Raw genomic sequence first — 24,689 nt, forward strand, 5'->3', positions numbered from 1 at the left:
CGGGCCCGGCCCCGGCTCGCCCGCGCCCGGGGTGGTGCTCGAGATCGAAGGGCTGCGGACGGAATTCCGCACGCCCGCGGGGATCGTCAGGGCGGTGGACGGCCTGTCCTGCGTGGTGCGCCGGGGCGAGACGCTCTGCGTCGTGGGCGAGTCCGGCTGCGGCAAGAGCGTCACCGCGCTGTCCATCCTGCGGCTCGTCCCGAGCCCGCCGGGCCGGATCGCCGGCGGGCGGATCCTGTTCGAGGGCCGCGACCTGCTCGCGCTGGGCGAGGCGGAGATGGAGCGGGTTCGCGGCAACGCGATCTCCATGATCTTCCAGGAGCCGATGACCTCGCTCAACCCGCTCCAGCCGGTCGGGCGGCAGATCGCCGAGGCGATCGCGCTGCACCAGGGCCTCGCGCGGCGCGATGCGATGGCGAAGGCGGTCGGGATGCTGCGCCGCGTCGCCATCCCCGACGCGGAGCGCAGCGCCGCGGCCTATCCGCACCAGCTCTCCGGCGGCATGCGCCAGCGCGTGATGATCGCGATGGCGCTGTCCTGCAACCCGAAGGTGCTGATCGCCGACGAGCCGACCACCGCGCTCGACGTCACCATCCAGGCGCAGATCCTGGAGCTGATCCGCGAGCAGCAGGAGCGGCTCGGCATGGCGGTGATCCTGATCACCCACGACATGGGCGTGGTGGCGGAGAACGCCGACCGGGTGGTGGTGATGTACGCCGGCCGGAAGGTCGAGGAGGGGGGCGTCGAGGACCTGTTCGAGCGGCCCGCGCACCCCTACACGCGCGGCCTGCTCGGCTCCATCCCGCATCTCGACGACGCAGCGCGCGCCGGCGCCGGGGCGCGCCGCGCGCGGCTGGCCGAGATCAAGGGCTCGGTCCCCTCGCTCGCGCGGCTGCCGCCGGGGTGCAGCTTCGCGCCGCGCTGCGCCCTCGCCGAGGCGCGGTGCCGCGAGGCGGCGCCGCCGATCGTGCGGCACGGGCCGGGGCACCGGGTCGCGTGCTGGAACGCCGGGCACGCCGCGCCCGGCGCCGCCGCGGCATGAGCGCGCTGCGCGACGTCGCGGCGCCGGAGGCGCGCCCCGGCCCCGCGGCGGCCGCCGAGGCCCTGGTCGAGGTGCGCGACCTCAAGAAGCACTTCCCGGTCCGGCGCGGGCTGTTCGGCGGCGTCGCGGGCCACGTCCACGCGGTGGACGGCGTGTCCTTCCGCATCGCGCCCGGCCAGACGCTCGGCCTGGTCGGCGAGAGCGGCTGCGGGAAGTCCACGGCCGGGCGCACGCTGCTGCGGCTGCTCGAGCCGACCGCGGGCGAGATCCGGTTCCGCGGCGAGGACATCACGCGCCTCGACGCCGCGGCGATGCTGCCCTACCGGCGGCGGATGCAGATGGTCCACCAGGACCCCTACGCCTCGCTCAACCCGCGCATGCCGGCCGGCGAGATCGTCGCCGAGCCGCTGGTGATCCACGGCGTCGGCGGCGGGCGGGCGGAACGGCGGGAGCGCGTGGCGCAGCTGTTCGAGCGCGTCGGGCTGCGGCCGGAGCAGATGGACGCCTATCCCCACGAGTTCTCCGGCGGGCAGCGGCAGCGCATCGGCATCGCGCGCGCGCTCGCGCTGGGGCCGGAGCTGATCGTCTGCGATGAGCCGGTTTCCGCGCTCGACGTCTCGATCCAGGCGCAGATCCTCAACCTGCTGATGGACCTGCAGGACGAGTACGGCCTGTCCTACCTGTTCATCGCGCACGACCTAGCGGTAGTGGAGCACATCAGCCAGCGCGTCGCGGTGATGTACCTCGGCCGCATCGTCGAGCTGACCGACCGCGCGAGCCTGTTCGAGACGCCGCTGCATCCCTACACGGAGGCGCTGCTCTCCGCCGTGCCGATCCCGAAGGCGACGGCGCGGAGGCGCCGGCGCGTGATCCTCGCAGGCGACGTGCCGAGCCCGATCAGCCGGCCGGCCGGGTGCCACTTCCACACGCGCTGCCTCTACGCCCACGCCCGCTGCCGGAGCGAGGCGCCGGCGCTGCGGGAGGTGCTGCCCGGGCACCTCGCGGCGTGCCACCTGCACGACGCGGGGGTGACGCTCCCGCTGGCGAGGCCGGCCTGACGGCGGGGCGGCGCCTCAGACCGACCCGCGCAGCTTCGGATCCAGCATGTCGCGGATCCCGTCGCCCAGCAGGTTGAACGCCAGCACCGTGAGGGTGATCGCGAGCCCCGGGAACAGCACCAGCCACCAGGGCGGCACCAGGCCGGCGTTCAGGCTGTCGGCCAGCATGTTGCCCCAGGTCGGCGTGGGCGGCGGGATGCCGACGCCGAGGAAGCCGAGCGAGGCCTCGATGACGATCGCGACGCCGAGATGCGCGGTCGCCAGGATCAGGTAGGGCGCCACGCACTGCGGCAGGATGTGGCGGAACATCAGCCGCCACTTCGACGCGCCCAGCCCCCGCGCCGCCTCGACGAACGGCATCTCCTTCACCGAGAGCACGACCGAGCGGATCACCCGTCCGCCGAAGGGGATGCGGGTGATGGCGATCGCGACGATCACCGTGCCGGTGCCGGCGCCGAGCGCCATGGCGATCGCCATCGCCAGGATCAGGTCGGGGAAGGACTGCATGAACTCGATGACGCGCTGGCTCACCAGGTCGAAACGGCCGCCGAAGAAGCCGCTGGCAAGCCCCCAGAGCGCGCCGAGCGTCGTCCCGAGCAGCACCGCCCCGAAGGCGACGGTCAGCGACACGCGGCTGCCGTGGATCACGCGCGACAGCACGTCGCGCCCGACCTGGTCGGTGCCGAACCAAGCGGCCTCGCTCGGCGGCCTTCCCATCTGGCGGAAGTTCGCCGCCAGCGGGTCGCTCGGCGCGATCAGCGGCGCGGCGAGCGCGACCAGCACGATCGCCGCGGCCACGACCCCCCAGAAGGCCGAGAGCGGCGACCGCCGCGCGAACGCCGCCAGCGCCGCGCCGATGCCGCGCCGCCGGCGCTGTCCGGCGGACGCGACGGCGGCGGAGGCGGCCTCCGGAGCGGGGGCGGCGGCGCTCATCGCAGGCGGATCCTCGGGTCGAGCCAGGCGATCAGCACGTCCACCAGGATGTTCAGCGCCACGAACACCACGGCGTAGAGGAACACGAGGTTCTGCATCACGAACACGTCGCGCTCGCTGACGGCGGTGAACATGGCGTAGCCGAGGCCCGGCGTGCCGAAGGCGCGCTCCACCGGGATCGAGCCGGCGAGCACGAAGCCGAGCAGGATGCCGGAAAGCGTGATCACCGGCAGCAGCGCGTTGGGCAGCGCGTGCAGCGCGATCACGGCGCGGTTGTTCAGGCCCTTGGCGCGGGCGGTGCGCACGTAGTCCTCGCGGATCACCTCGAGCAGGCTCGAGCGCGCCATGCGCGCGATGTAGGCCGCCTGCCCGAGTCCGAGCACCAGCGCCGGCCCGAGGATCATCTGCAGCGTGGTCCAGGGATCGGCGAGCAGCGAGGCCCCGGTCAGCGGCGCCCGGTAGCCGAAGGCGAAGAGCAGGCCGAGCACGATCAGCATGCCGAGCCAGAAGCCGGGCACCGCGAGGAACAGGATGCTCAGGAACCGCGCGGCGTTGTCGGCGAGGCTGTTGGGCCGGAGCGCGCTGATGAGCGCCACCGGGATGCCGACCAGCCAGGACAGCAGCACCGAGAGCAGCGCGATCTGCGCCGTCAGCGGCCCGCGGCGGAGGATCATCTCGGCCACGCTCTCGGAGCGGAAGAAGGAGTGGCCGAGCTCGCCGCGCAGGATGTCGCCCATCCACCGCAGGTACTGCACCGGCAAGGGGTCTCTCAGCCCGAGCTCCGCCATGTAGCCGGCGCGCTGCTCCTCGGTGAGCCGCGTCAGTCCCTCCGGCCCGAAGATCGCGACCAGCGGGTCGCCCGGCAGGATCCGCATGATCACGAAGACGACCACGGAGACGCCGAGCACCGTCAGCGCGCCGTACGCCAGCCGGCGGAGGATGTAGCCGAGCATCAGTGGGCAACCGCACGCGTCATGGCGGTGCCGCCGCACGCCACCCGGCAGGCCATCGGACGCCTCCCTTCCCGATCCGCGCGAGGTGGGCCAGGCCGCGCACGTCCGGCGCGTTGGGCGAACGGTAGTCCTTGCCGGCAGCGCGGGTCAACGCGGAGCTGCGCCTCCGCCGCCGGCCCGGCCGGGGTTCCGCCGCGCCCGGCCCGGCCGGGCAGGGGAGCGATCGGGCGGGGCTTCTAGATCCAGCGCCGCACCCGCGCGGCATAGGCTTCGTAGGCGGAGCCGAAGCGCCGGCGCAGGTAGCGCTCCTCGCGCCGCACCACGAGGCGGTCGAGCAGGACGCCGATCACCGCGACCGCAAGCCAGCCCCACAGGTCGCCCCAGCGCAGCGCGAGGCCCGCGGCGAACACCAGGAAGCCGAGATAGATCGGATTGCGGCTGAAGCGGAACGGACCGCTCTCGATCAGCCGCGCGGCCGGGCGATCGGGCCGCGGATCGGTCCCGGCGCGCAGCATCAGCGCCAGCGCCCAGCCGCCCAGCGCCACGCCGAGGCCGGCCACGACCAGCCCGGGCAGCCGCAGCGGCGGCGCGACCGGCACGGGAACGGCGCGGCCCAGGAGCCAGGCGGCCAGCAGCACCGCGCCGACGATCACCGGCGGCGGCACGACGACGCCGGGCCCGCGGTCCGTCTCCTCCGGTGCCGCCACGCTCAGGCGCCCTGCCGCCGGACGGCGGCGCGCGGCCGGCCGGTGCTGCCCGCCGCCCGGCCCGCGGTGCGGGAGCGCATCGGCCGGCGCCCCCCGCTCAGGCCGCGTCGCGCGCGGGAAGGCGCATCCAGGCGGGGACGCATGGCGTGATCCGCGCCTCGCCGCAGGCGAGCGCCTCGCCCCCGGCGATCGCCTCGAGGCGCAGCAGGGCGAGGCCGCGATCCCCTCGGCCGGAGCGCATCGCGCCGCGTTCGGCGCCGTCGGGGCCGAACGCCGGCGTGCCGGGCGCCGGGAGCGGCCCGGCGACCGTCACCGGCACCAGGCGCCGCTTCACCAGGCCGCGGTACTTCGTGCGCGCGGTCAGCTCCTGCCCCATGTAGCAGCCCTTGGTCCAGGAGATGCCGTTCAGCTCGTCGAATCCGGCCTCGAGCAGCACGGTCCGGTCCGCCTCGAGGTCGCGCGAGCCGTCCGGCAGGCCGAGCGCAAGCCGGTGGCGGTCCCAGTCCGCCGGGCCGGCATCGGCCGCCGGCGCGGAGGCCGCCGGCGCGAGCAGCCGCCACCCCGCCTCCGGCAGGCGCGGGTCGGGGGCGGCGAGCGCCGCGGGCGGCCGCGCGCTCCCGCCCCAGCCCGCCAGCACGGCGAAGGCGTCGCTCGCATCGCGCAGCGCCACGCGGGCGCGCAGCCGGAAGCGCCCGAGCCGCTGCACCAGCAGCGGCGCCTGCGCCCGCTCGCAGTCGAGCAGCAGGCGCTGCCCGTCCCCCGCATCGAAGACGAAGAAGTCCGCCAGCCACTTGCCCTGCGGCGTGAGCAGCGCGGCCCACACCGCGCGGCCGGGCGCGGCCAGCGTGACGTCGTTGGACACCAGGCCCTGGAGGAAGGGGACGCGGTCCTCGCCCGCGACCTCCACCACCCCCCGGTCGGGCAGCAGCGCGGTCGGCATGCGCCAGAGGTGTGGCGCCGGGCCCGCCGCTGCAACCTCCCGCCCGCCGACCGGTCCCTGTCCCCTCGGCCGCCCCGGGCCGGCCCCGGGCGGCGCGGCGCCGCGGCGGGTAGTGTTTGATTCCGCTGTTTGATGCGCGGCATGATGGGCGTGCGTCCGGACCGGCTCCGGCAAGAGAGCCCGGACGGAACCGACGGAACCGCGGAAACCGGTCCGACAGCGACCGGCACAGGGAGGAAAGCATGGTGCGTCCGATCAGGCGGCGTCGCGCATTGGCCATCTCCGGCGCCGGCGTCGCCGCCTCCGCAGCCGGGGGGCTGGCCGGCGTTCTCGCCTCCGGCCGCGCGCCGGCCTACGCGCAGGCCGCAACGATCCACTGGCTGCGCTGGAACGACTTCGTCCCCGCCTCGGACCAGCTCCTGCGCCGCGAGATCGCGCAGGAGTGCCAGCGCGCCCTCGGCATCCGCCTGAACATCGAGACGATCAACGCCAACGACATCCAGGCGCGGATCACCTCGGCGGTGCAGTCCGGCAGCGGGCCCGACATCGTCTGCGTGCTCAACAACTGGGCGCAGCTCTACGGGCAGAGCACGGCCAACGTGGACGACGTCGCCGAGGCGATCGGCGCCGCCCAGGGCGGCTTCTACGAGACCTCGCGCACCGTGGCGCACGACGGGCAGCGCTGGGTCGGCGTCCCGTGGAGCATCGTCGGGCTGCAGATCGCCTACCGCAAGTCGTGGTTCGCCGAGGTCGGCTACGAGCGCTTCCCGCAGACCTGGGAGGAGTACCGCGATGCCGGGCGCAAGCTGAAGGCGAAGGGCCGGCCGATCGGCCAGACGCTCGGCCACACCTTCGGCGACGCGCCCGCCTTCGCCTACCCCTACCTCTGGTCCTGGGGCGGCAAGGAGGTGGAGGCGGACGGCCGGACGGTCGTGCTCAACACGCCGCAGACGGTCGAGTCGGTGCGCTTCATGACCGCCTTCTGGCGCGAGGCGCACGACGAGGGCGGGCTCGCCTGGGACGACTCGAACAACAACCGCGCCTTCCTCTCGGGCTCGATCTGCGCCACGCTCAACGGCGCCTCGATCTACGTCGAGGCGCTGCGCCGCCCGCAGGCCTACCAGACCGAGCGCGGCACGCCGATGAAGGACGACATCGGCCATGCGCCGCTGCCGCGCGGGCCCGGCGGCCAGTTCAGCTACCACGTGCCCTTCACCAACATCCTGATGCGCTATTCGCGCCAGCAGGAGGCGGCGAAGCGCTTCCTCGCCTGGATCGGCTCGCGCGAGGTGTTCGACAAGTGGTTCGTCTCGCAGAAGGGCTTCTCCGTCGGCCCGACGAGGATCTGGGAGCAGCACCCGCTGTGGAACGAGGACCCGGTGATGCTGCCCTACCGGACGGCGGCGCAGACCGGCCGCTTCGCCGGCTACGCCGGTCCCTCCAACCGCAAGGCGGCCGAGGTGCTCACCAAGTACATCCTGACCGACATGTACGCGAAGGCGGTGCAGGGCATGGCGCCCGAGCAGGCCGTGCGCGAGGCGCATGAGGAACTGGTCCGGATCTACGGCGCGGCCTGACGCGGCCGCCCGCCCGCAGCGCGCGCGGTCCCGCTGCCCCCGCCGGGGCGGCGGGGCCGGCGCAGGGAGCGTGAAACCCGATGTCCGTGACCACCACCGCCGCCCTTCGCGCCCCTGAGGCCGCCGGCCGGGGGCGCCTGAAGGGCCTGTTCGAGGACGAGCGCCGGCTCGCCTTCGCGCTGCTGTTCCCGACCATGCTGCTGCTCGGGCTGTTCATCGCCTACCCCTTCGTCAAGGGCGTGATGCTCTCCCTGACGAACGCGAAGGTGGGCGAGCCCGGCGAGTGGGTGGGCCTCGCGAACTTCGCGAAGATCTGGAACGACGCGATCTTCCGCACCGCGGTGTGGAACACCTTCTGGTACACGGCGGTCACCACCGTCTTCAAGCTGGCGCTCGGCCTGTGGCTCGCGGTGCTGCTGAACCGGCACTTCCGGGGCAAGGCGTTCGTGCGCGCCTTCATCCTGCTGCCCTTCATCATCCCGACGGTGCTCTCGACCTTCGCCTGGAAGTGGATGTTCGACCCCACCTTCAGCGTGCTGAACTGGAGCTTCTACAAGCTCGGCCTCATCGGCGGGCGCATCAACTGGCTCGGCGACCCGGACCTCGCCATGGCCTCGGTGATGATCGTCAACATCTGGCGCGGCGTGCCCTTCTACGCGATCAGCCTGCTCGCCGGCCTGCAGACCATCAGCCCGGAGCTGCACGAGGCGGCGGCGATCGACGGCGCCAGGCCCTGGCAGCGCTTCTGGCACGTCACCTGGCCGCTGCTGCTGCCGGTGACGATGGTGGTGGTGCTGTTCTCGGTGATCCAGACCTTCGCCGACTTCCAGCTCGTTTACGTGCTGACCGGCGGGGGGCCGGCGAACGCGACTCACCTGTTCGCGACCTACGCATACCAGATCGCGATCGGCACGGGGCTGCTCAGCGAGGGCGCGGCGATCTCGCTCGCCATGTTCCCGGTGCTGTTCCTGGTGGTGGTCGTGCAGCTCCTCTACATCCGCCGGGTGGAGACGCGCTGAGATGATCGAAGGAGCCGTGTGGCGGAAGTGGGTGTTCTTCTACATCCCGCTCGCTGCCTTCGTCTTCCTGCTGCTGTTCCCCTTCTACTGGATGATCATCACCGCGGTGCGCCCGGACGCGGAGCTGTACCGGCCGTGGAACGCGCCCAACTACGCGCCGTTCTGGACCGCGAACCCGACCCTCGAGCACATCCGCTACCTGCTGGAGGAGACGCTGTTCAGCACCTGGATGCTGAACACGATGATCATCGCGCTCGTCTCCACCCTGATCTCGCTCGTCTGCGGCGTGTTCGCGGGCTACGCGCTGGCGCGGCTGAACTTCCCCTTCGCCGGCGGCCTCGGCACCGGGATCTTCGTCACCTACCTGGTGCCGCAGACGCTGCTGTTCATCCCGCTGTCGGACATCGTGCGCAACTTCCGCCTCGGCGACACGCCCTGGGCTCTGATCCTCACCTACCCGACCTTCCTGATCCCGTTCTGCACCTGGCTGATGATGGGCTACTTCAAGGCCATCCCGAAGGAGCTCGAGGAGTGCGCGCGCATTGACGGCGCCTCGCGCTTCAAGGCGATGCTCTACATCATCCTGCCGATCGCGGTGCCGGGCATCCTCTCGGCCGGCATCTTCGCCTTCACCCTTTCCTGGAACGAGTTCATCTACGCGCTCGTCTTCCTCTCCTCGCCGGAGCAGAAGACCGTCCCGGTCGGCGTCACCTCGGAGCTGATCCGCGGCGACGTGTTCTTCTGGGGACCGCTGATGGCCGGCGCGCTGCTCGGCTCGATCCCGGTGGCGCTGGTCTACTCGTTCTTCGTCGAGCACTACGTCGCCGGCCTCACCGGCTCCGTGAAGGGATAGTCCGCCGTGGCCCAGGTCGTCATCCGCAACCTCAACAAGAAGTTCGACGAGGTCCACGCCGTGAAGGACGTGAACCTCGACATCCGCGACAAGGAGTTCATGGTCTTCGTCGGCCCCTCCGGCTGCGGCAAGACGACGACGCTGCGCATGATCGCGGGGCTCGAATCCGTCACCTCCGGCCAGATCCTGATCGGCGAGCGGGTGGTGAACGACCTTCCCCCGATGGACCGCGACATCGCGATGGTGTTCCAGAACTACGCGCTCTACCCGCACATGAGCGTGTACGACAACATGGCCTTCGGCCTGAAGATGCGGAAGTTCGACCGCGAGGAGATCCGCCGTCGCGTCCACGAGGCGGCGGACATCCTTGGCATCCGCGACTACCTGCACCGCAAGCCGCGCCAGCTCTCCGGCGGCCAGCGCCAGCGCGTCGCGCTGGGCCGGGCGATCGTGCGCCACCCGCAGGTGTTCCTGTTCGACGAGCCGCTCTCCAACCTCGACGCCAAGCTGCGCGTGCAGATGCGGGTCGAGCTCAAGAAGCTGCACGAGCGCCTCGGCACCACCGCCGTCTACGTCACCCACGACCAGGTGGAGGCGATGACGCTCGGCGACCGCGTGGTGGTGATGCGCGACGGCGTCGTGCAGCAGGTCGGCGAGCCGCTCGAGCTCTACAACCGTCCCGCCAACCTGTTCGTCGCCGGGTTCCTCGGCTCGCCGGCGATGAACTTCTCCCGGGTGCGCGTCGCCGCGGCGAACGGCGGCCTGCGGATCGAGAACGAGGGCCTCCGCCTCGCGGTCCCGCCCCCCCTCGCCGGGCGCGTCGGCCGCTACGTCGGGCGGGAACTGACCTTCGGCATCCGGCCCGAGGACCTGCGCATCGCCACCGAGGCCGATCCGCGCGACCTCTCCTTCGAGGCCGTCGTCGAGGTCGTCGAGCGGCTGGGCTCGGAGACGCTGCTCGACCTCTCCGTCGGCGCCGACACGATGGTCGCGGCGGTCGAGCCGGACGCGCCGGCGCGCGTGCGCGGCCGGCTGCGCCTCGCCGTGAACCCGGAGCGCATGCACTTCTTCGACCCCGCAACCGAGACGGCGGTCTGAGATGCCGCGACTCGGGGGCAAGGTCGCCGTCATCACCGGCGGCGCCGGCGGGATCGGCGCCGCGACCGGCCAGCTGTTCTGCGAGGAGGGCGCGCGGGTCGTCCTGGTGGACCGCGACGCCGCGGCGATGGCCGCCGCCTGCGCCGCGATCCGCGCCGCCGTGCCCGGCGCCGTGCTGCTCGACCTCGTGCTCGACACGGCGGAGGAGGCATCGGCCGCGCGCATCGTCGCCGAGACGACGCGCGCCTTCGGCCGCCTCGACGTGCTGGTCAACAACGCCGGCATCCGCAGCTACGAGCCGCTCGCCGAGGCGAAGGCGGAGACCTGGCGGCGCATCCTCGAGGTCAACCTGCTGAGCCACGCCTTCCTCTCGCGCGAGGCGCTGCCCGCGCTGCGGGCGACGCGCGGCAACATCGTCAACGTCGCCTCCACCCACGCGGTCAATCCGCGCGCCGGCATGGGGCAGTACGACGCGACCAAGGCCGCGATCGTCTCGCTGACGAAGACCCTCGCCTTCGAGGAGGCGCGGCACGGGGTGCGCGTCAACGCCGTCTGCCCCGGGGCGACGCTCACGCCCTTCCACGTCCGCCGCTTCGCCGCGCAGGGCCGCACGCGCGAGGCGCTCGAGGCCGAGCGGCTGGAGAACTGCCTGCTCGCCCGCTGGGCGCAGCCGCGCGAGATCGCCTATCCGATTCTCTGGCTCGCCTCGGACGAGGCCTCCTATGTCACGGCGGCGGTGCTGATGGCGGACGGCGGCATGAAGGTGCTGTAGCCGCCACGCGGAACGGGCACAGAACAGATGTGCCAGACATGAATTTTCCATCTTGAAGCCAAGAAAGCAATGCATTAGCTTCGGGCCGGTCAGGGAAGACAGCCCAGCCGACATGTCCCTCCGCCCATGATCACCGCGGCGCAGATCCGCGCGGCGCGTGCGCTGCTCGGCATGGACCAGCGCCGGCTCGCCGAGCTCTCCGGCCTCTCGCTGCCGACCATCCAGCGCATGGAGGCGAGCGAGGGCGTGATCCGCGGCAACGTGGATTCGCTGATGAAGCTGATCGCGGCGCTCGACGCCGCGGGCGTGGTGCTGATCGCCGAGGGGGCGGTGAGCCCGGGCGGCGGCCGCGGCGTGCGGCTGAAGGGCTGAGGCGCGGGCATGCTGACCGCGCTGCTCCTCTGCGCCGCGGGACTGCTGGCGGTGGCGGCGCTCGCTGCGCTCGGGCGCGGCGGCCGTTCCCGGGCCGAGGCCGCGACCATCGCCGTCTATGGCGGCTGCCTTGCCGTCTCGACGCTCGCCTTCGTGCTCGCGCTCGCGGCGCTTCTCGGCGGCGCGAGCGCGGGGCTGACCGTCCCGCTCGGCCTGCCCTGGCTCGGCGCGCATTTCCGCCTCGATGCGCTGTCGGCCGCCTTCCTCGTGCTCGTCACGCTCGGCGCGGCCGGCGCCAGCCTCTACGCGCTCGGCTACGGCCTTCATGCCGAGGCGCCGCTGCGCGTGCTGCCCTTCTATCCCCTGTTCCTCGCCGGCATGCTGCTGGTGCCGCTCGCCGACGACGCCTACGCGTTCCTGCTCTGCTGGGAGCTGATGTCGCTCGCCTCCTGGGCGCTGGTGCTGGCGGAGCACCGGCCGGAGGAGAACGCGCGCGCCGGCTTCCTCTACATCGTCATGGCGAGCTTCGGCACGCTCGCCCTGCTGCTCGCCTTCGGCCTGCTCGCCGGCCCCGAGGGGCGCTACGCCTTCGCCGCCATGCGCGAGGCCGAGCGCGGGCCGCTCGCCTCCGCCCTCGTGCTCGCGCTCGCCATCCTCGGCGCCGGCTCCAAGGCCGGGCTCGTGCCGCTGCACGCCTGGCTGCCGCTCGCGCACCCCGCGGCGCCGAGCCACGTCTCGGCGCTGATGAGCGGGGTGATGACCAAGGTCGCGGTCTACGCCTTCGTCCGCATCGTCTTCGACCTGCTCGGCCCGCCGGCGTGGTGGTGGAGCGTCCCCGTGCTCGCGCTCGGCGCCAGCTCGGCGGTCCTCGGCGTGCTGCATGCGCTGACGGAGAACGACCTCAAGCGTCTCCTCGCCTACAGCACGATCGAGAACATCGGCGTGGTGTTCCTCGGGCTCGGGCTCGCCCTCGCCTTCCGGGCGGGCGGGCAGCCTGCGGCCGCCGCGCTCGCCCTCGCCGCCGCCCTGTTCCACGCCTTCAACCACACCCTGTTCAAGAGCGCGCTGTTCTACGGCGCGGGCGCGGTCCTCACCGCCGCCCGCGGCGAGCGCAACATCGAGCGCCTCGGCGGGCTGATCCGGCGCATGCCCGTCTCCTCCGCCGCCGTCCTGGTCGCCGCCATGGCCGCCGCGGCGCTGCCGCCGCTCAACGGCTTCGCCTCGGAGTGGCTCGCCTTCCAGGCCATCCTGCTCAGCCCCGACCTGCCGCAGTGGGCGCTGAAGTTCCTCATCCCGACGGTGGGCACGCTGCTCGCGCTCGCCGCCGCGCTCGCCGCCTCCTGTTTCCTGCGCGCCTACGGCATCGCCTGGCTAGGCCGCCCCCGCTCGGCAGCGGCGGCGGAGGCCGAGGAAGTGGACCGCTTCTCCCGCGCCGCCATGACGGGCTTCGGCGCGCTCTGCGTGCTGTTCGGCCTGTTCCCGGGGATGGTCCTCGACGCCCTCGCGCCCGTGACCGAGCGCCTGCTCGGCGCGCGCATGCCGGCCCAGCTCGGCGAGGCCTGGCTCTCGATCGTGCCGATCGCCGACAGCCGCAGCTCCTACAACGGGCTGCTGGTGTTCCTGTTCGTCGTCGCCTCGGCGGCGATGGCGGCGGCGGCGATCCACCGCTTCGCCTCGCGCGCGCTGCGCCGCGCCCCGCCGTGGGACTGCGGCTTTCCCGGCCTCGCGCCCTCCATGCAGTACACGGGCACGAGCCTCTCCCAGCCGCTGCGCCGCGTCTTCGGCCCCGTCGTCTTCCGCGCGCGCGAGGTCGTGGAGATGCCGCTGCCCGGCTCCGTCGCCCCGGCGCGCATCGTCCGCCGGCGCCAGGACCTGGTGTGGGAGTTCCTGTACGTCCCGATCGGCCGCGCCGTCGGCCGCGCGGCGGAGCTGCTCAACCACCTGCAGTTCCTCACCATCCGGCGCTATCTCGTCCTCGTCTTCCTCTCCCTCGTCCTGCTGCTGCTGGGGCTCGGCCTGTGGCGCTGATCGGCTCGCTCGCCGCGCAGGCGGTGCAGATGCTTCTCGTGCTCCTGGTCGCGCCGCTGCTCACCGGCCTGGTGCGCAAGGTGAAGGCGCGGCTGCAGCGCCGGCGCGGCCCGCCCCTGCTGCAGCCCTACCGCGACCTGCGCCGGCTGATCGCCAAGGAGGTGGTGCTGGCCGAGAACGCCTCCTGGCTGTTCCGCGTCGCGCCCTACCTGATCTTCTCCACCACCTGGGTCGCCGCGGCCCTGGTGCCGACCTTCGCCACCGGCCTGCTGTTCAGCTGGACCGGCGACCTGATCGCGATCATCGCGCTGCTCGGCACCGCGCGGTTCCTGCTCCAGCTCGCCGCGCTCGACATCGGCACGAGCTTCGGCGGCATCGGCGCCAGCCGCGAATCGCTGATCGCCTCGCTGGCCGAGCCGGCGACGATCATGATCGTCTTCACCATCGCGCTGATCGCGGGCTCGACCCAGCTTTCCCACGTCGCCGCCTTCATGGCCTCCGGGCAGGTGGGCCTGCGCGTCTCCCTCGCCTTCGCCCTGGTCGCGCTGGTGATCGTCGCCATCGCCGAGAACGCCCGCATCCCGGTGGACAATCCGGCCACCCATCTCGAGCTCACCATGGTGCACGAGGCGATGGTGCTCGAGTACTCCGGCCGCCACCTCGCGATGATCGAGCTGGCGGCCGCGGTGAAGCTGCTGTTCCACCTCTCGCTCATCGCCTGCGTCTTCTTCCCGTTCGGGCTGGCGCAGGACGGCTGGGATCCCCTCGCCTGCGCCGCCGGCGCCGGGCTCTGGCTGGCGAAGCTCGCCGCCGGGGGGGTGCTGCTCGCGATGTTCGAGACCTCGATCGCCAAGATGCGGGTCTTCCGCGTCCCCGGCTTCCTCGGCGCGGCGCTGATGCTCGGGCTCCTCGCGACGCTCCTGCTCTTCATCTCGCGGAGCCTCTGAGATGCCGAAGCTCTACTTCGACGTCGCCCACACCCTCGCCGGCTCCCTGGTGCTGCTGAGCTTCGTCATGCTCTACCAGCGGCGCCTCGGCGCGCTGCTCAACGTGCTGGCGCTGCACGCCGCGGTGCTCGCCCTCTCCGTCGCCTGGCAGGCCCACATCCAGGGGGCGCCGCACCTCTACATCACTGCCGCCATCGCCCTGGCGTTCAAGGCGATCGTCGTGCCGATGGCGCTGCGGCGCATGATCGTCCTCCTCGGCATCCACCGCGAGATCGAGACGGTGACCGGCATCGGCCTCTCCATGCTCGCCGGCATCGGCCTGGTCGCCCTCTCGATGGCGGTGATGCTTCCCGTCACCGCCGGCGCGGACCCGGTGGCGCGGGAGGACATCGCGCTCGCCCTCTCGGTGGTGCTGATCGGGCTGCTGCTGATGGTGACGCGGCGCAACGCGGTGAGCCAGGTGGTCGGCTTTATGTCGCTCGAGAACGGCATCGTGCTCGCCGCCACCGGCGCCCAGGGGATGCCGCTGGTGGTCGAGATCAGCGTCGCCTTCTCTATCCTGATCGCCTTCATCGTGATCGGCATCTTCCTGTTCCGCATCCGCGAGCGGTTCGACACGGTGGACGTGCAGGCGCTCGACCGCTTCCGGGGAGAGCGCCGGTGATCGGCACCCCCGTCCCGCCGGAGGCCGCCGTCCTCCTCGTGCCGCTGGCGGCGGCGGCGCTGCTCGCGCTGCTGCCGGGCTACCGGCTCTCGGCGCGGATCAACGTCGTCGCCAGCGCGCTCTCGCTGCTCGCCGCGGCGCAGCTCCTCTTCCACCGGCCGGGGGCCGGGGCGCTGCTCTTCGTGGACGACCTCAACGTCGTCTTCATCCTGCTCAACACCCTGGTCGGCTTCACCACCAGCGTCTTCAGCGCGAGCTACATCGGCCACGAGCTGGAGATCGGCCGCCTCACGCGCGGCTACCTCCGCTTCTACCACGCCATGTACCAGCTGATGATGTTCGGGATGAACCTCGCGCTGGTCGCCAACAACATCGGCCTGATCTGGGTCGCGGTCGAGCTCGCCACCCTCACCACCGTCCTCATGGTCGGCATCTACCGCACGCACGAGGCGCTGGAGGCGGCCTGGAAGTACTTCATCCTCGGCAGCGTCGGCATCGCCCTGGCGCTGTTCGGCACCATCCTCGTCTACCTCGCCGCCCAGCCGGTGATCGGCGAGGGGCCGGAGGCGATGGTCTGGACCGCGCTGATCGGGCGCGCCGCGGAGTTCGACCCGGCGCTGCTCAACCTCGCCTTCGTCTTCCTCCTGCTCGGCTACGGCACCAAGGTCGGCCTCGCGCCGCTGCACGCCTGGCTGCCCGATGCGCATGCGGAGGGCCCGACGCCGATTTCGGCGGTGCTGTCGGGGCTCCTGCTCAACGTCGCGCTCTACGCGCTGCTGCGCTTCAAGATGCTGCTCGCGGCCAATCCCGGCGCGATCGCGCCGGGGCCGCTGATGGTGGCGCTCGGCCTGGTCTCGCTCGTCTTCGCCGCCTTCATGCTCTACCGCCGGCGCGACATCAAGCGGATGTTCGCCTACTCCTCCATCGAGCACATGGGGATCATCGTCTTCGCCTTCGGCATGGCGGGACCGCTCGGCAACTTCGCGGGGCTCCTGCACATGACCATGCACAGCCTGACGAAGTCGGCGATCTTCTTCACCGTCGGCCACATCGCCCAGGTCAAGGGCACGCAGCGCATCGCCGAGATCAGGGGCCTGACGGAGAGCCATCCCGTGCTCGGCTGGTCGCTCGTCGCGGGCGTCGCGGCGATCGCCGGCCTGCCGCCCTTCGGCGTGTTCATGAGCGAGTTCCTGGTGGTCAGCTCGACCTTCGCCCGCGCGCCGCTGCTCGCGCTGGTGCTGGTCCTCGGCCTGCTGATCGGCTTCGGCGCGCTGCTCCTGCGCGTCACCGGCCTCGCCTTCGGCGAGCCGGTCGGCCGCACCGGCCCGGTGCGCGCCTCGACCTTGCCGATCTTCGTCCATCTCGCGCTGGTGCTGGTCGCCGGCCTCTGGCTGCCGCCGGGGGTCGTCGCCTGGTTCCAGAACGTCGCCCGGCTGCTCGGATAGGGGGCGCGATGCGCGGCGAAGCCGACACCCGTTGCCGCCCCTGGCCGCGCCGCGCGGTGGACGCGCCCGCCTGGGAGGCCGCGGCCGAGCGGCTGGCGGAGGGCCAGGGGACGCTGCTCGCCCTCTGGGGCGAGGTCGGTGGCGTCCACATGGCGGTGCTCGACGAGGCCGCCGCGCCGGGCATCGAGGTTCTGAGCCTCGCCTGCCCCGACGGCCGCTTCCCCTCGGTCGGGCGCGTGCACGCGCCGGCGATCCGGCCCGAGCGGGCGATGCGCGACCTGTTCGGCCTCGAGCCGGTCGGGCTGCCGGACCCGCGGCCCTGGCTCGACCACGGCCGCTGGGGCGTCGCCGCGCCGCTTTCCGCCACTCCGTCGGCGCGCGCGGCGCCGGATGCGGCGCCCGCCTATCCGGTCCTGCCGGTCGAGGGCGAGGACCTGCACGAGGTCCCGGTCGGCCCGGTCCATGCCGGCATCATCGAGCCCGGGCACTTCCGCTTCACCTGCGACGGCGAGACGGTGGTGCGCCTCGAGGAGCGCCTCGGCTACGTGCACAAGGGCATCGAGGAGCGGATGCGCGGCGCCGATCTCGACCGCGCCGCGCGGCTCGCCGCCCGCACCTCCGGCGATTCCACCGTCGCCTACGGCATCGCCTTCGCCCGTGCCGCCGAGGCCGCGCTCGGCGTCGCGCCGCCGCCCCGCGCCGTCTGGCTGCGCGCGCTGATGGCGGAGCTCGAGCGCCTCGCCAACCATCTGGGCGATGTCGGCGCCATCTGCAACGACGCCTCCTTCGCGCTGATGCATGCGCATTGCGGCATCCTGCGCGAGCGGGTGCTGCGCGCCGCCATGACCTGCTTCGGCCACAGGCTGATGATGGACCGCGTCGTCCCCGGCGGCGTCGCCTGCAACCTCGACGCCGCCGGCGCGGCCGCGCTGCGCGCGCTCGTCGCCGAGATCGCGGCGCGCTTCCCGCGCCTGGCCGATCTCTACGACCGCACCGCCTCGCTGCTCGACCGCACCGTCGGCACCGGCATCGTGCGGCCCGACCTCGCGCGCCGCTTCGGCGCCGGCGGCCATGTCGGCCGCGCCTCCGGCCGCGCCTTCGACTCGCGCCGCGCGCTCGGCGGCTATCCGCCCTACGACGCGCTGCGCTTCGAGGTCCCGGTGCTGGAGGAGGGCGACGTCAACGCCCGGGTCTGGATCCGCATCCGCGAGATCGAGCAGAGCCTCGCCCTCATCGGCCAGATCCTCGACCGCTTGCCGGACGGCCCGGTGCGCGTCCCGCTCTCCCCCGCCGCCGGCGAGGCCTGCGAGGGCCTGGCGCTGGCCGAATCCTTCCGCGGCGAGGTGCTCGTCTGGCTCCGCCTCGACGCCGAGGGGCGCGTCGCGCGCTGCCATCTGCGCGACCCGTCCTGGTTCCAGTGGCCGCTGCTGGAGGCGGCGATCGAGGACAACATCATCGCCGACTTCCCGCTCTGCAACAAATCCTTCAACTGCTCCTATTCGGGCCACGACCTCTGAGGAGGGACCGATGCCGATGCGCAAGACCTTCCTCGAGGGCCTGCTCCACCGCCCGCTCACCGATCCGCCGCCGGCGCTCGACGACCCCGAGCTCGCCGAGCTCGGCCGGAAGCTCGACGCGGCGGCGCGCCGGCGCCTGGGCCGCAGCCTCGCGATCCGCGAGGTGGACGCCGGCTCCTGCAACGGCTGCGAGCTGGAGATCCACGCCCTCAACAACGCCTTCCACGACCTCGAGCGCTTCGGCCTGCGCTTCGTCGCGAGCCCGCGCCACGCCGACGTGCTGCTCGTCACCGGTCCGGTGACGCGGAACATGCGCGAGGCGCTGGAGCGCACCTGGCGCGCCACGCCGGATCCGAAATGGGTGGTCGCGGTCGGCGACTGCGCGCTGGACGGCGGCCTGTTCGCGGGCGGCTACGCCTGCGTCGGCGGCGTTTCCGCGGTGGTCCCGGTGGACCTGCACATCCGCGGCTGCCCCCCGATGCCGGCACAACTGCTCAAGGGCCTGCTCACGCTGCTGGCGCCGCCCTGAGCGCCGCGGCGTCAGTAGGAGAACGGGATCCGCAGCGTCGCTCCGGGCGCGGGCTGCTCGAACAGCCCCTCGCGCTGGCGCTGGAACTGGTCGCCCTCGAAGGTGCCGCCGCGCGCCGTGCTGCGCGGCTGGATGAAGCCGAGGCCGACGCGCGGCCGCCCCTCGCCGCCCGCGCCGTCCGGCGCGCGGAGGTCGCGGTCGGGGATGGGCGCGCGCTCCCCGCGCGGCGGCTCCGGGGGGCGGGCTGCCGTCGGGCGGTCTGGCGCGGCCGCCCCCGGCCGCTCCGGGCCCTGCGGACCCGGGGCGGATCGTCGCGCCTCGGCGGGCGCCGCGCCGGGGCGGCTCTGCGCCCACCCCGCCTCGTCCTGCGCGCAGCCGCTCCCGGCGAGCGCCATGCCGCCCCACGCCGCCAGCCCCGCCAGCACCCTCCGCCGTGCCGGCGCCGGCGGGGGGAGGCCGGCGCTCAGAGGCCCGGCGGCGTGGTTCCGGGCATGCCCGTCCCGTCCGGCTCCAGCGCCGCCGCCGGCAGCGGACCCGTCGCCGCGCCGCGCCAGGCGCCGAGCGCCCAGTGCACGGACGGGAAGGCGATCTGCTCCCATGGGATCTCCTCCCAGGCGAAGAGCCGCGTCTCGAGGCTTTCCGGGCCCGGAGCGAAGCCCGGCTCGGCGAAGCGGGCGCGGAAGATCACCTGCACCTGCCCGATCCGCGCGATCGAGTACACGGCCAGAACGCCGTCGAGCGCGATCCGGGCCTGTGCCTCCTCCCACGCCTCGCGCCGCGCGCCCTCGGCCACCGTCTCGCCCATCTCGAGGAAGCCTGCCGGCAGGGTCCAGAAGCCGGCGCGCGGCGCGATCGCGCGGCGGCAGAGCAGCACGCGGCCGTCGGCGGCGGCGACGACGCTCCCGACCACCACCTTCGGGTTCTCGTAGGCGACGAAGCCGCATTCGGGGCAGGTCAGGCGCTCCCGGGTGTCGCCTTCGGGAATGCGGCGGACGAAGCGCGGTGCGGCGGGCATGGGGCGAGCCTGCCGGGCGGGCGCGCCGCAGGCAAGGCGGGAACGGCGCGGCGCCGCCGCCTGCCGGCGGTCGCGACCGGGGCCGCTTGCCGCGCCGCAGGCGGCCCGGCGCCGGGCGCTGCGGAAGCCCCTGCGCCCGGGGTGTCGCACGTCCGGTTGCCGCTCCCCGCCGGGCGGGATGCGAACCGGCGCGCCGGCGCGCGCCGCGGATCAACGTTGCGATTTTCTCTCCGATTCGCGATTCTCGGCGCCGCAGGCGCGACGTCCCGCCCCGCAGAGGGCGGACGCGACAGGGAGGAGAAAGCCGATGACGGAGGAGTCCGGCGAGCGGCGCCGTTCCGATCTCCCGTGGATCGGGCTGTTCGCGGCGCTGTGCGTGTTCCTGATCTACGCGATGGCGACCGGGCTGAAGCTCTGAGGCGGCCGGCCGCCGCGCGGGCTCAGTCCGCCGGCGGCTCCGCCTGGCGCACGGCGCCGCCGGCGAGGAGGGCGGCGATCTCGTCCTCGGCGTAGCCCAGCTCGCGGAGGATCGCGACGCTGTGCTCGCCGAGACGGGGCGCGGGGAGGCGGAGGCGCGCCGGCGTCGCGGCGAAGCGCGTCGGCGGGCGGATCTCGCGGATCGGCCCCTCGCTCGGGTGCTCGCGGCGCTCGAACAGGCCGACCGCCTTGAGGTGCGGGTGCTCCGGCAGGTCGTCGAGCGCGGTGATGGCGGCGGCCGGGATGTCGAGCTTCTCGCACAGGGCGAGCCACTCGGCGGAGCGGCGCTCGACGGTGATCGCGGCGAGCGCGCGGTAGATCTCCTGGATGTTGGCGTTGCGCGTGTGCCGGTCGGCGACGCCGAGGCGTTCCGCCAGGTCCTCGCGTCCGACGGCACGGAAGAAGGCGAGCCAGTGCTCGGCGGTATAGGGCAGCAGCGCGACGAAGCCGTCCGCCGTCGGCATCGGCCGCCGCCCGCCGGCGGTGACGCGCCGGTAGCCGGCCGGCGCCGGGGCGGGCTCGAAGGTCAGGCCGCCCATGTGCTCGGCGAGCACGAAGGCGGTCATGGTCTCGAGCATCGGCACCTCGACCTGCTGGCCGCGCCCCGTGCGCTCGCGGTGCAGCAGCGCCGCGAGCACGGCGTTGACCACCGCCATGCCGGTGGTCTTGTCGGCGATCAGGCTCGGCACGTAGTCGGGCCGCTCGCGCCCCTCGCTGACCAGGGCGGCGAGGCCGCAGCCGGCCTGGATCACGTCGTCGAAGGCGGGGCGGCCGGCATAGGGGCCGTCCTGGCCGTAGCCGGTGGCGGCGCAATAGACGAGGCGCGGGTTGAGCGCGGCGCAGGCCTCGTAGGCGAAACCGAGGCGCGCGATCGCCTGCGGGCGCATGTTGTGCACCAGCACGTCGGCGGTGGCGATCAGCCGGCGCAGCACCGCCGCCCCCTCCGGCCGCTTCAGGTCGAGCGCGAGCGAGCGCTTGTTGCGGTTGAGCGCGAGGAAGATCGAGCCCATGCCGCGGTGGCGGGAGACGCCGTTGCTGCGGATCATGTCGCCGCCCTCGGGCGCCTCGACCTTGACCACGTCGGCGCCGTAGTCGCCGAGGATCTGCGTCGCCAGCGGGCCGAGCACGACCGAGGTGAGGTCCACCACCCGGATGCCGGCGAGCGGGCCCTCCTCCGGCCGGTCCGCGGCCGCCTCAGCCATGGGCCTTGAGGATGCGGCGCGCGATCGCCATGCGGTGCACCTCGGACGGTCCCTCGTAGATGCGCATCACGCGCACCTGCTGGGCGAAGAGCTGCAGCGGCATCTCCTTGGTCATGCCCATCGCGCCGAAGCACTGCATGGCGTTGTCCACCACGCTCTGCGCCATCTCGGTGCCGAACACCTTGACCATCGAGGCCTCGTTGCGGACGTCGCCGCCGGCGTCGAGCTTGGCGGCGGCGTCGCGCACCATCAGCCGGCAGGCGTGGATGCGCGTCGCCGCGTCCGCGATCCACCACTGGATCGCCTGGCGGTCCGCGAGCCTGACGCCGAAGGTGACGCGCTGCTTGGCGTGCTCGCACATCATGGCGAGCGCCCGCCGGGCGATGCCGATGCAGCGCGCGCCCATCTGCAGGCGGCGGACGTTGAGGCGGAGCTGCATCGGCGCGTAGCCCTTGCCGAGCTCGCCGAGGACGCGGCTCTCCGGCACGCGGCAGTCCTCGAACACCAGCTCGTAGGTGCGCCGGCCGCCGATCATCGCGATCTCGCGCTCGATGACGAAGCCCTTCTGGCCGCGCTCGACGATGAAGGCGGTCATGCCCTCCTCGCGCTTGCCCTCGCCGGTGCGGGCCATGACGATGACGAAATCGGCGCGGGGGACGCCGCTGACCCAGATCTTGCGCCCGTTGATCACCCAGTCGCGGCCGTCCTTCACCGCGCGCGTCGTCATCCCCGCCGGGTCGCCGCCGGCGCCGGGCTCGGAGATGGCGATCGAGGAGCGCGCCTCGCCGGTCGCATAGGGGCGGAGATACCTCTCGCGCTGCTCCTCGTTCGCCACCGCGAGCAGCATGTGCAGGTTCGGGCTGTCGGGCGGGAAGACGAAGGGGGTGACGGTGCGGCCGAGCTCCTCCTCGACGGCCATCAGCGCGGCCAGGGGGAGGTTGGCGCCGCCGAACTCCTCCGGCACGTCGAGGCCCCAGAGGCCGAGTTCCCGGCACTTGGCGAGCAGGGGGCCCTCCTCCTCCGGCGTCAGCGCGTAGCGCTCGCCGCGCGCCTCGCGCGCCAGCACCGCGGGTTCGAGCGGCATCAGCTCGCGCTCGACGAAGCGGACCACCAGGTCGCGCACCATGCGGTGCTCCTCGGCGAGGTCGGCGCCCGCGCCGGGTTCGATGATCGTGCTCATGCGCATTCCGTCCCCAGGGTGTGCGACCATAGGGGGCGACGCCTCCGCCGGGCGTGCCGCGGCCGCTGTTCCGCAGGCGATGGCGGATGCTAGCCAGCGCCCGCGGCAGGGTAAAGCGCGGGCGGCCGCGCGGCGCCGCCTGGGCGGGCCTCTGCGCTTGACAGCCCGGGCCGGCGGCCCGCGAAATGCGGCCGCGAAGCATCGGCGCAAAGAACGCCGCACCGCTCCGGGAGGCAACGGATGAAGCGCCAGTCGCTGCTGCGCGGGGCTCTCGCGCTCGCTCTCGCCGCCTCCGCCATCGGCGGCACGGCGCGGGCCGCGGACTATCCCGCCGTGCCGATCCGCATCGTCGTCCCCTGCGCGGCCGGCGGCATCGCCGACGTGCCGGCGCACCTCGTCGGCGCGCGGCTCGCGGCGAACCGGCGCCAGCCGCTGGTGGTGGAGAACCGGCCCGGGGCGAACGGCACCATCGCGCTGCAATTCGTCGCCCGCGCGCGGCCGGACGGCGACACCCTGCTGCTCGGCAATACCGGGACGCAGGTGGTCAACCGGTTCCTCTGCCGCAACCTGCCCTTCGATCTCGAGAAGGACTTCCAGCCGATCGGCCTGATCGCCTCCACGCCGATGCTGCTCGTGGTCGCGCCGTCGCATCCGGCGCACGGCGTGGCGGAGCGTGTCGCGATGGCGCGGGCCGCCCCGGGGCGGATGAATTTCGGCTCGGCCGGCAACGGCTCCGCCTCGCACCTGGCGCCGGGCGGCGAGCCCTGTGGGGGCGAGAGGGAGCTGACGCCGGTGGATGACGGCAAGGACCGCCGTCCCGGCACGTTCCGCGGCTACGAGGGCATCGTCTTCGACGTCGCCGCCAGGCCCTGGCCGGGCACGGAGGAATACGACCGGGCCTGAGCGCGGCGCCGGCGGAGGCGGCCGTTTTGACATGCCGCAAGACGGCACGCCGGGGCCTCGGCCACCCTGCCGCCACGCGGCCGGCCTCCGGCGAACCGGCGCGGCGGAGCGGGGCACGACGTGATCCGGACCGGCGATGCGATCCTGGTGCTGAACGCGGGATCCTCCTCGATCAAGTTCGAGCTGTTCGAGGCGACGGCCGGCGGGCCGGTCTCGCGCTACGCCGGCCAGGTCGAGGGGATCGGCACCGGCGCGCCGCACTTCACCGCCCGCGGCGCCGATGGCGCGGTGCTCGCGGACCGGCGCTGGGCCGAGGGCGGCGAGGGCGGCGCGCCTGCCGACCACGCCTCGGCGCTCGGCGCCGTCATCGCCTGGCTGGAGGGCCTGCCGGCACCGCGCCCCGCGATCGCCGCCGTGGGGCACCGCGTCGTGCATGGCGGCCCCGATCTCGCCGCGCCCGTCGTGGTGGACGCCGCGGTGCTCGCGCGGCTGCGCGCCCTGGTGCCGCTCGCGCCCCTGCACCAGCCGCACAACCTTGCCGGGATCGAGGCGGCGGCGGCGCGTTTCCCCGGCGTGCCGCAGGTCGCCTGCTTCGACACCGCCTTCCACCGCAGCCATCCCTGGGAGGCCGACACCTTCGCCCTGCCGCCCGAGTTCCACGCCCGCGGCATCCGCCGCTACGGCTTCCACGGCCTGTCCTACGAGTACATCGCGCGCCGGATCGCGCGCGAGGATCCGGCGCTCGGCCAGGGGCGCCTCGTGGTCGCGCATCTCGGCAACGGGGCGAGCCTCTGCGCCATCCGCGCCGGGCGCAGCGTGGAGAGCACGATGGGCTTCACCGCGCTCGACGGCCTGCCGATGGGCACGCGCTGCGGGCAGATCGACCCGGGCGTGCTGCTGCACCTGATGGCGGCGGAGGGCTGGGACGCGGCGCGGCTCGCGCACCTTCTCTACCACGAGAGCGGCCTCAAGGGCATGTCCGGGCTGAGCCAGGACGTGCGCGTCCTGGAGGCGAGCGGCCGGCCGGAGGCGGCGCGCGCGCTCTCCTACTTCTGCTGGCGCGCGCGGCGCGAGATCGGCGCGATGGCGGCGGTGCTCGGCGGGATGGACGCCCTGGTCTTCACCGCCGGCATCGGCGAGAACGCGGCCGGCGTGCGGGCGCGGATCTGCGAGGGACTGGAATTCCTCGGCGTCACGCTCGACCCGGCGCGCAACGCCGCGCACGCGCCGGAGATCTCGGCGCCGGGGGCGCGGGTGCGCGTGCTGGTGCGCGCGACCGACGAGGAGCGCATGATCGCCGAGCACGTGATGGAGACGCTGCGCGGCGCCGGCTAGGTCCTGGACTCAAACCGTGTCCACAGCCGGATGGCGGCGAGGGCGACGGTGGAGAGGTAGTTGCGTGCGAGCTTGTCGAAGCGTGTGGCGATGCGGCGGAAATGCTTGAGGCGATTGAAGCAT

At 73.4% G+C, this 24,689-nt stretch carries 24 protein-coding genes; 16 read left to right on the forward strand and 8 right to left on the reverse strand.

The annotated features are described in order from the left end of the window. Nucleotides 1-31 precede the first annotated feature (31 nt). On the forward strand, nucleotides 32-1,042 hold the full coding sequence (locus K1J50_RS10135; RefSeq protein ID WP_369413570.1) for an ABC transporter ATP-binding protein: 1,011 nt from the start codon (nucleotides 32-34) through the stop codon (nucleotides 1,040-1,042). Then, nucleotides 1,039-2,100, forward strand: coding sequence for an ABC transporter ATP-binding protein (locus K1J50_RS10140; RefSeq protein ID WP_220117600.1), 1,062 nt, complete (start codon nucleotides 1,039-1,041; stop codon nucleotides 2,098-2,100). The genes K1J50_RS10135 and K1J50_RS10140 overlap by 4 nt, the downstream gene beginning before the upstream one ends. A gap of 15 nt (nucleotides 2,101-2,115) precedes the next feature. On the opposite strand, the gene K1J50_RS10145 is transcribed toward K1J50_RS10140, so the two are convergent. From K1J50_RS10145 to ygfZ, 4 genes are all read right to left on the reverse strand, one after another. After that, complete coding sequence (locus K1J50_RS10145) at nucleotides 2,116-3,033, reverse strand: ABC transporter permease (protein ID WP_220117601.1); 918 nt, start codon at nucleotides 3,031-3,033, stop codon at nucleotides 2,116-2,118. Further along, nucleotides 3,030-3,986: an ABC transporter permease gene (locus K1J50_RS10150; RefSeq protein WP_220117602.1), complete on the reverse strand. Its 957-nt coding sequence runs from the start codon at nucleotides 3,984-3,986 to the stop codon at nucleotides 3,030-3,032. The genes K1J50_RS10145 and K1J50_RS10150 overlap by 4 nt, the downstream gene beginning before the upstream one ends. A gap of 236 nt (nucleotides 3,987-4,222) precedes the next feature. Then, nucleotides 4,223-4,693, reverse strand: coding sequence for a methyltransferase family protein (locus K1J50_RS19590; protein ID WP_220117603.1), 471 nt, complete (start codon nucleotides 4,691-4,693; stop codon nucleotides 4,223-4,225). 97 nt (nucleotides 4,694-4,790) lie between these two features. Beyond that, complete coding sequence (gene ygfZ, locus K1J50_RS10160) at nucleotides 4,791-5,633, reverse strand: CAF17-like 4Fe-4S cluster assembly/insertion protein YgfZ (RefSeq protein WP_220117604.1); 843 nt, start codon at nucleotides 5,631-5,633, stop codon at nucleotides 4,791-4,793. Between the two features lie 242 nt (nucleotides 5,634-5,875). Here ygfZ and K1J50_RS10165 point away from each other — a divergent pair, with 242 nt between their 5' ends. The 12 genes from K1J50_RS10165 to K1J50_RS10220 all read left to right on the forward strand — a co-directional run bounded on the left by K1J50_RS10165 (nucleotide 5,876) and on the right by K1J50_RS10220 (nucleotide 18,454). Beyond that, nucleotides 5,876-7,210, forward strand: coding sequence for an ABC transporter substrate-binding protein (locus K1J50_RS10165; protein WP_220117605.1), 1,335 nt, complete (start codon nucleotides 5,876-5,878; stop codon nucleotides 7,208-7,210). 80 nt (nucleotides 7,211-7,290) lie between these two features. Continuing rightward, nucleotides 7,291-8,229: a carbohydrate ABC transporter permease gene (locus tag K1J50_RS10170; RefSeq protein WP_220117606.1), complete on the forward strand. Its 939-nt coding sequence runs from the start codon at nucleotides 7,291-7,293 to the stop codon at nucleotides 8,227-8,229. Nucleotide 8,230: 1 nt separating this feature from the next. Then, a complete protein-coding gene (locus tag K1J50_RS10175) occupies nucleotides 8,231-9,082 on the forward strand; it encodes a carbohydrate ABC transporter permease (protein ID WP_220117607.1) in 852 nt (283 codons plus the stop codon). Between the two features lie 6 nt (nucleotides 9,083-9,088). Continuing rightward, on the forward strand, nucleotides 9,089-10,180 hold the full coding sequence (locus tag K1J50_RS10180; protein WP_220117608.1) for an ABC transporter ATP-binding protein: 1,092 nt from the start codon (nucleotides 9,089-9,091) through the stop codon (nucleotides 10,178-10,180). Between the two features lies 1 nt (nucleotide 10,181). Beyond that, a complete protein-coding gene (locus K1J50_RS10185; protein ID WP_220117609.1) occupies nucleotides 10,182-10,952 on the forward strand; it encodes an SDR family NAD(P)-dependent oxidoreductase in 771 nt (256 codons plus the stop codon). Between the two features lie 126 nt (nucleotides 10,953-11,078). Further along, nucleotides 11,079-11,324 carry a helix-turn-helix domain-containing protein gene (locus K1J50_RS10190; protein ID WP_220117610.1) on the forward strand — a complete coding sequence of 82 codons (246 nt, stop codon included), beginning with the start codon at nucleotides 11,079-11,081 and terminating at the stop codon, nucleotides 11,322-11,324. A gap of 9 nt (nucleotides 11,325-11,333) precedes the next feature. Then, nucleotides 11,334-13,352, forward strand: coding sequence for a hydrogenase 4 subunit B (hyfB, locus tag K1J50_RS10195; protein ID WP_220117611.1), 2,019 nt, complete (start codon nucleotides 11,334-11,336; stop codon nucleotides 13,350-13,352). Then, nucleotides 13,343-14,299: a respiratory chain complex I subunit 1 family protein gene (locus K1J50_RS10200; protein WP_220117612.1), complete on the forward strand. Its 957-nt coding sequence runs from the start codon at nucleotides 13,343-13,345 to the stop codon at nucleotides 14,297-14,299. Before hyfB ends, K1J50_RS10200 begins: the two co-directional genes overlap by 10 nt. A 1-nt stretch (nucleotide 14,300) precedes the next feature. After that, the gene (locus tag K1J50_RS10205) at nucleotides 14,301-14,963 is read left to right on the forward strand and encodes a hydrogenase-4 component E (protein ID WP_220117613.1); all 663 of its coding nucleotides are present in this window, start codon (nucleotides 14,301-14,303) and stop codon (nucleotides 14,961-14,963) included. Next, nucleotides 14,960-16,408: a hydrogenase 4 subunit F gene (locus K1J50_RS10210; RefSeq protein ID WP_408869369.1), complete on the forward strand. Its 1,449-nt coding sequence runs from the start codon at nucleotides 14,960-14,962 to the stop codon at nucleotides 16,406-16,408. The genes K1J50_RS10205 and K1J50_RS10210 overlap by 4 nt, the downstream gene beginning before the upstream one ends. Before the next feature lie 8 nt (nucleotides 16,409-16,416). Next, nucleotides 16,417-17,925, forward strand: a complete 1,509-nt coding sequence (locus K1J50_RS10215; RefSeq protein ID WP_220117614.1) for a hydrogenase large subunit — start codon at nucleotides 16,417-16,419, stop codon at nucleotides 17,923-17,925. Nucleotides 17,926-17,941: 16 nt separating this feature from the next. Then, nucleotides 17,942-18,454 carry an NADH-quinone oxidoreductase subunit B family protein gene (locus K1J50_RS10220; protein ID WP_220117622.1) on the forward strand — a complete coding sequence of 171 codons (513 nt, stop codon included), beginning with the start codon at nucleotides 17,942-17,944 and terminating at the stop codon, nucleotides 18,452-18,454. Between the two features lie 11 nt (nucleotides 18,455-18,465). Here the strand turns inward: K1J50_RS10220 and K1J50_RS10225 are convergent, their stop codons facing one another. The 4 genes from K1J50_RS10225 to K1J50_RS10240 all read right to left on the reverse strand — a co-directional run bounded on the left by K1J50_RS10225 (nucleotide 18,466) and on the right by K1J50_RS10240 (nucleotide 22,328). Further along, nucleotides 18,466-18,879, reverse strand: coding sequence for a hypothetical protein (locus K1J50_RS10225; protein WP_220117615.1), 414 nt, complete (start codon nucleotides 18,877-18,879; stop codon nucleotides 18,466-18,468). Nucleotides 18,880-18,917: 38 nt separating this feature from the next. Then, complete coding sequence (locus K1J50_RS10230) at nucleotides 18,918-19,469, reverse strand: NUDIX hydrolase (protein WP_220117616.1); 552 nt, start codon at nucleotides 19,467-19,469, stop codon at nucleotides 18,918-18,920. A gap of 440 nt (nucleotides 19,470-19,909) precedes the next feature. Then, nucleotides 19,910-21,148: a CaiB/BaiF CoA transferase family protein gene (locus K1J50_RS10235; RefSeq protein ID WP_220117617.1), complete on the reverse strand. Its 1,239-nt coding sequence runs from the start codon at nucleotides 21,146-21,148 to the stop codon at nucleotides 19,910-19,912. Beyond that, nucleotides 21,141-22,328, reverse strand: a complete 1,188-nt coding sequence (locus K1J50_RS10240; RefSeq protein WP_220117618.1) for an acyl-CoA dehydrogenase family protein — start codon at nucleotides 22,326-22,328, stop codon at nucleotides 21,141-21,143. The genes K1J50_RS10235 and K1J50_RS10240 overlap by 8 nt, the downstream gene beginning before the upstream one ends. Nucleotides 22,329-22,568: 240 nt before the next feature. Between K1J50_RS10240 and K1J50_RS10245 the strand changes: the two genes are divergently transcribed. Then, nucleotides 22,569-23,231, forward strand: a complete 663-nt coding sequence (locus K1J50_RS10245) for a Bug family tripartite tricarboxylate transporter substrate binding protein (RefSeq protein ID WP_220117619.1) — start codon at nucleotides 22,569-22,571, stop codon at nucleotides 23,229-23,231. A 120-nt stretch (nucleotides 23,232-23,351) separates the two neighbouring features. Beyond that, on the forward strand, nucleotides 23,352-24,566 hold the full coding sequence (locus K1J50_RS10250; RefSeq protein ID WP_369413569.1) for an acetate/propionate family kinase: 1,215 nt from the start codon (nucleotides 23,352-23,354) through the stop codon (nucleotides 24,564-24,566). The last annotated feature ends 123 nt before the right edge of the window (nucleotides 24,567-24,689 follow it).

It is taken from the genome of Caldovatus aquaticus, assembly GCF_019458025.1.
GTDB classification, from domain to species: domain Bacteria; phylum Pseudomonadota; class Alphaproteobacteria; order Acetobacterales; family Acetobacteraceae; genus Caldovatus; species Caldovatus aquaticus.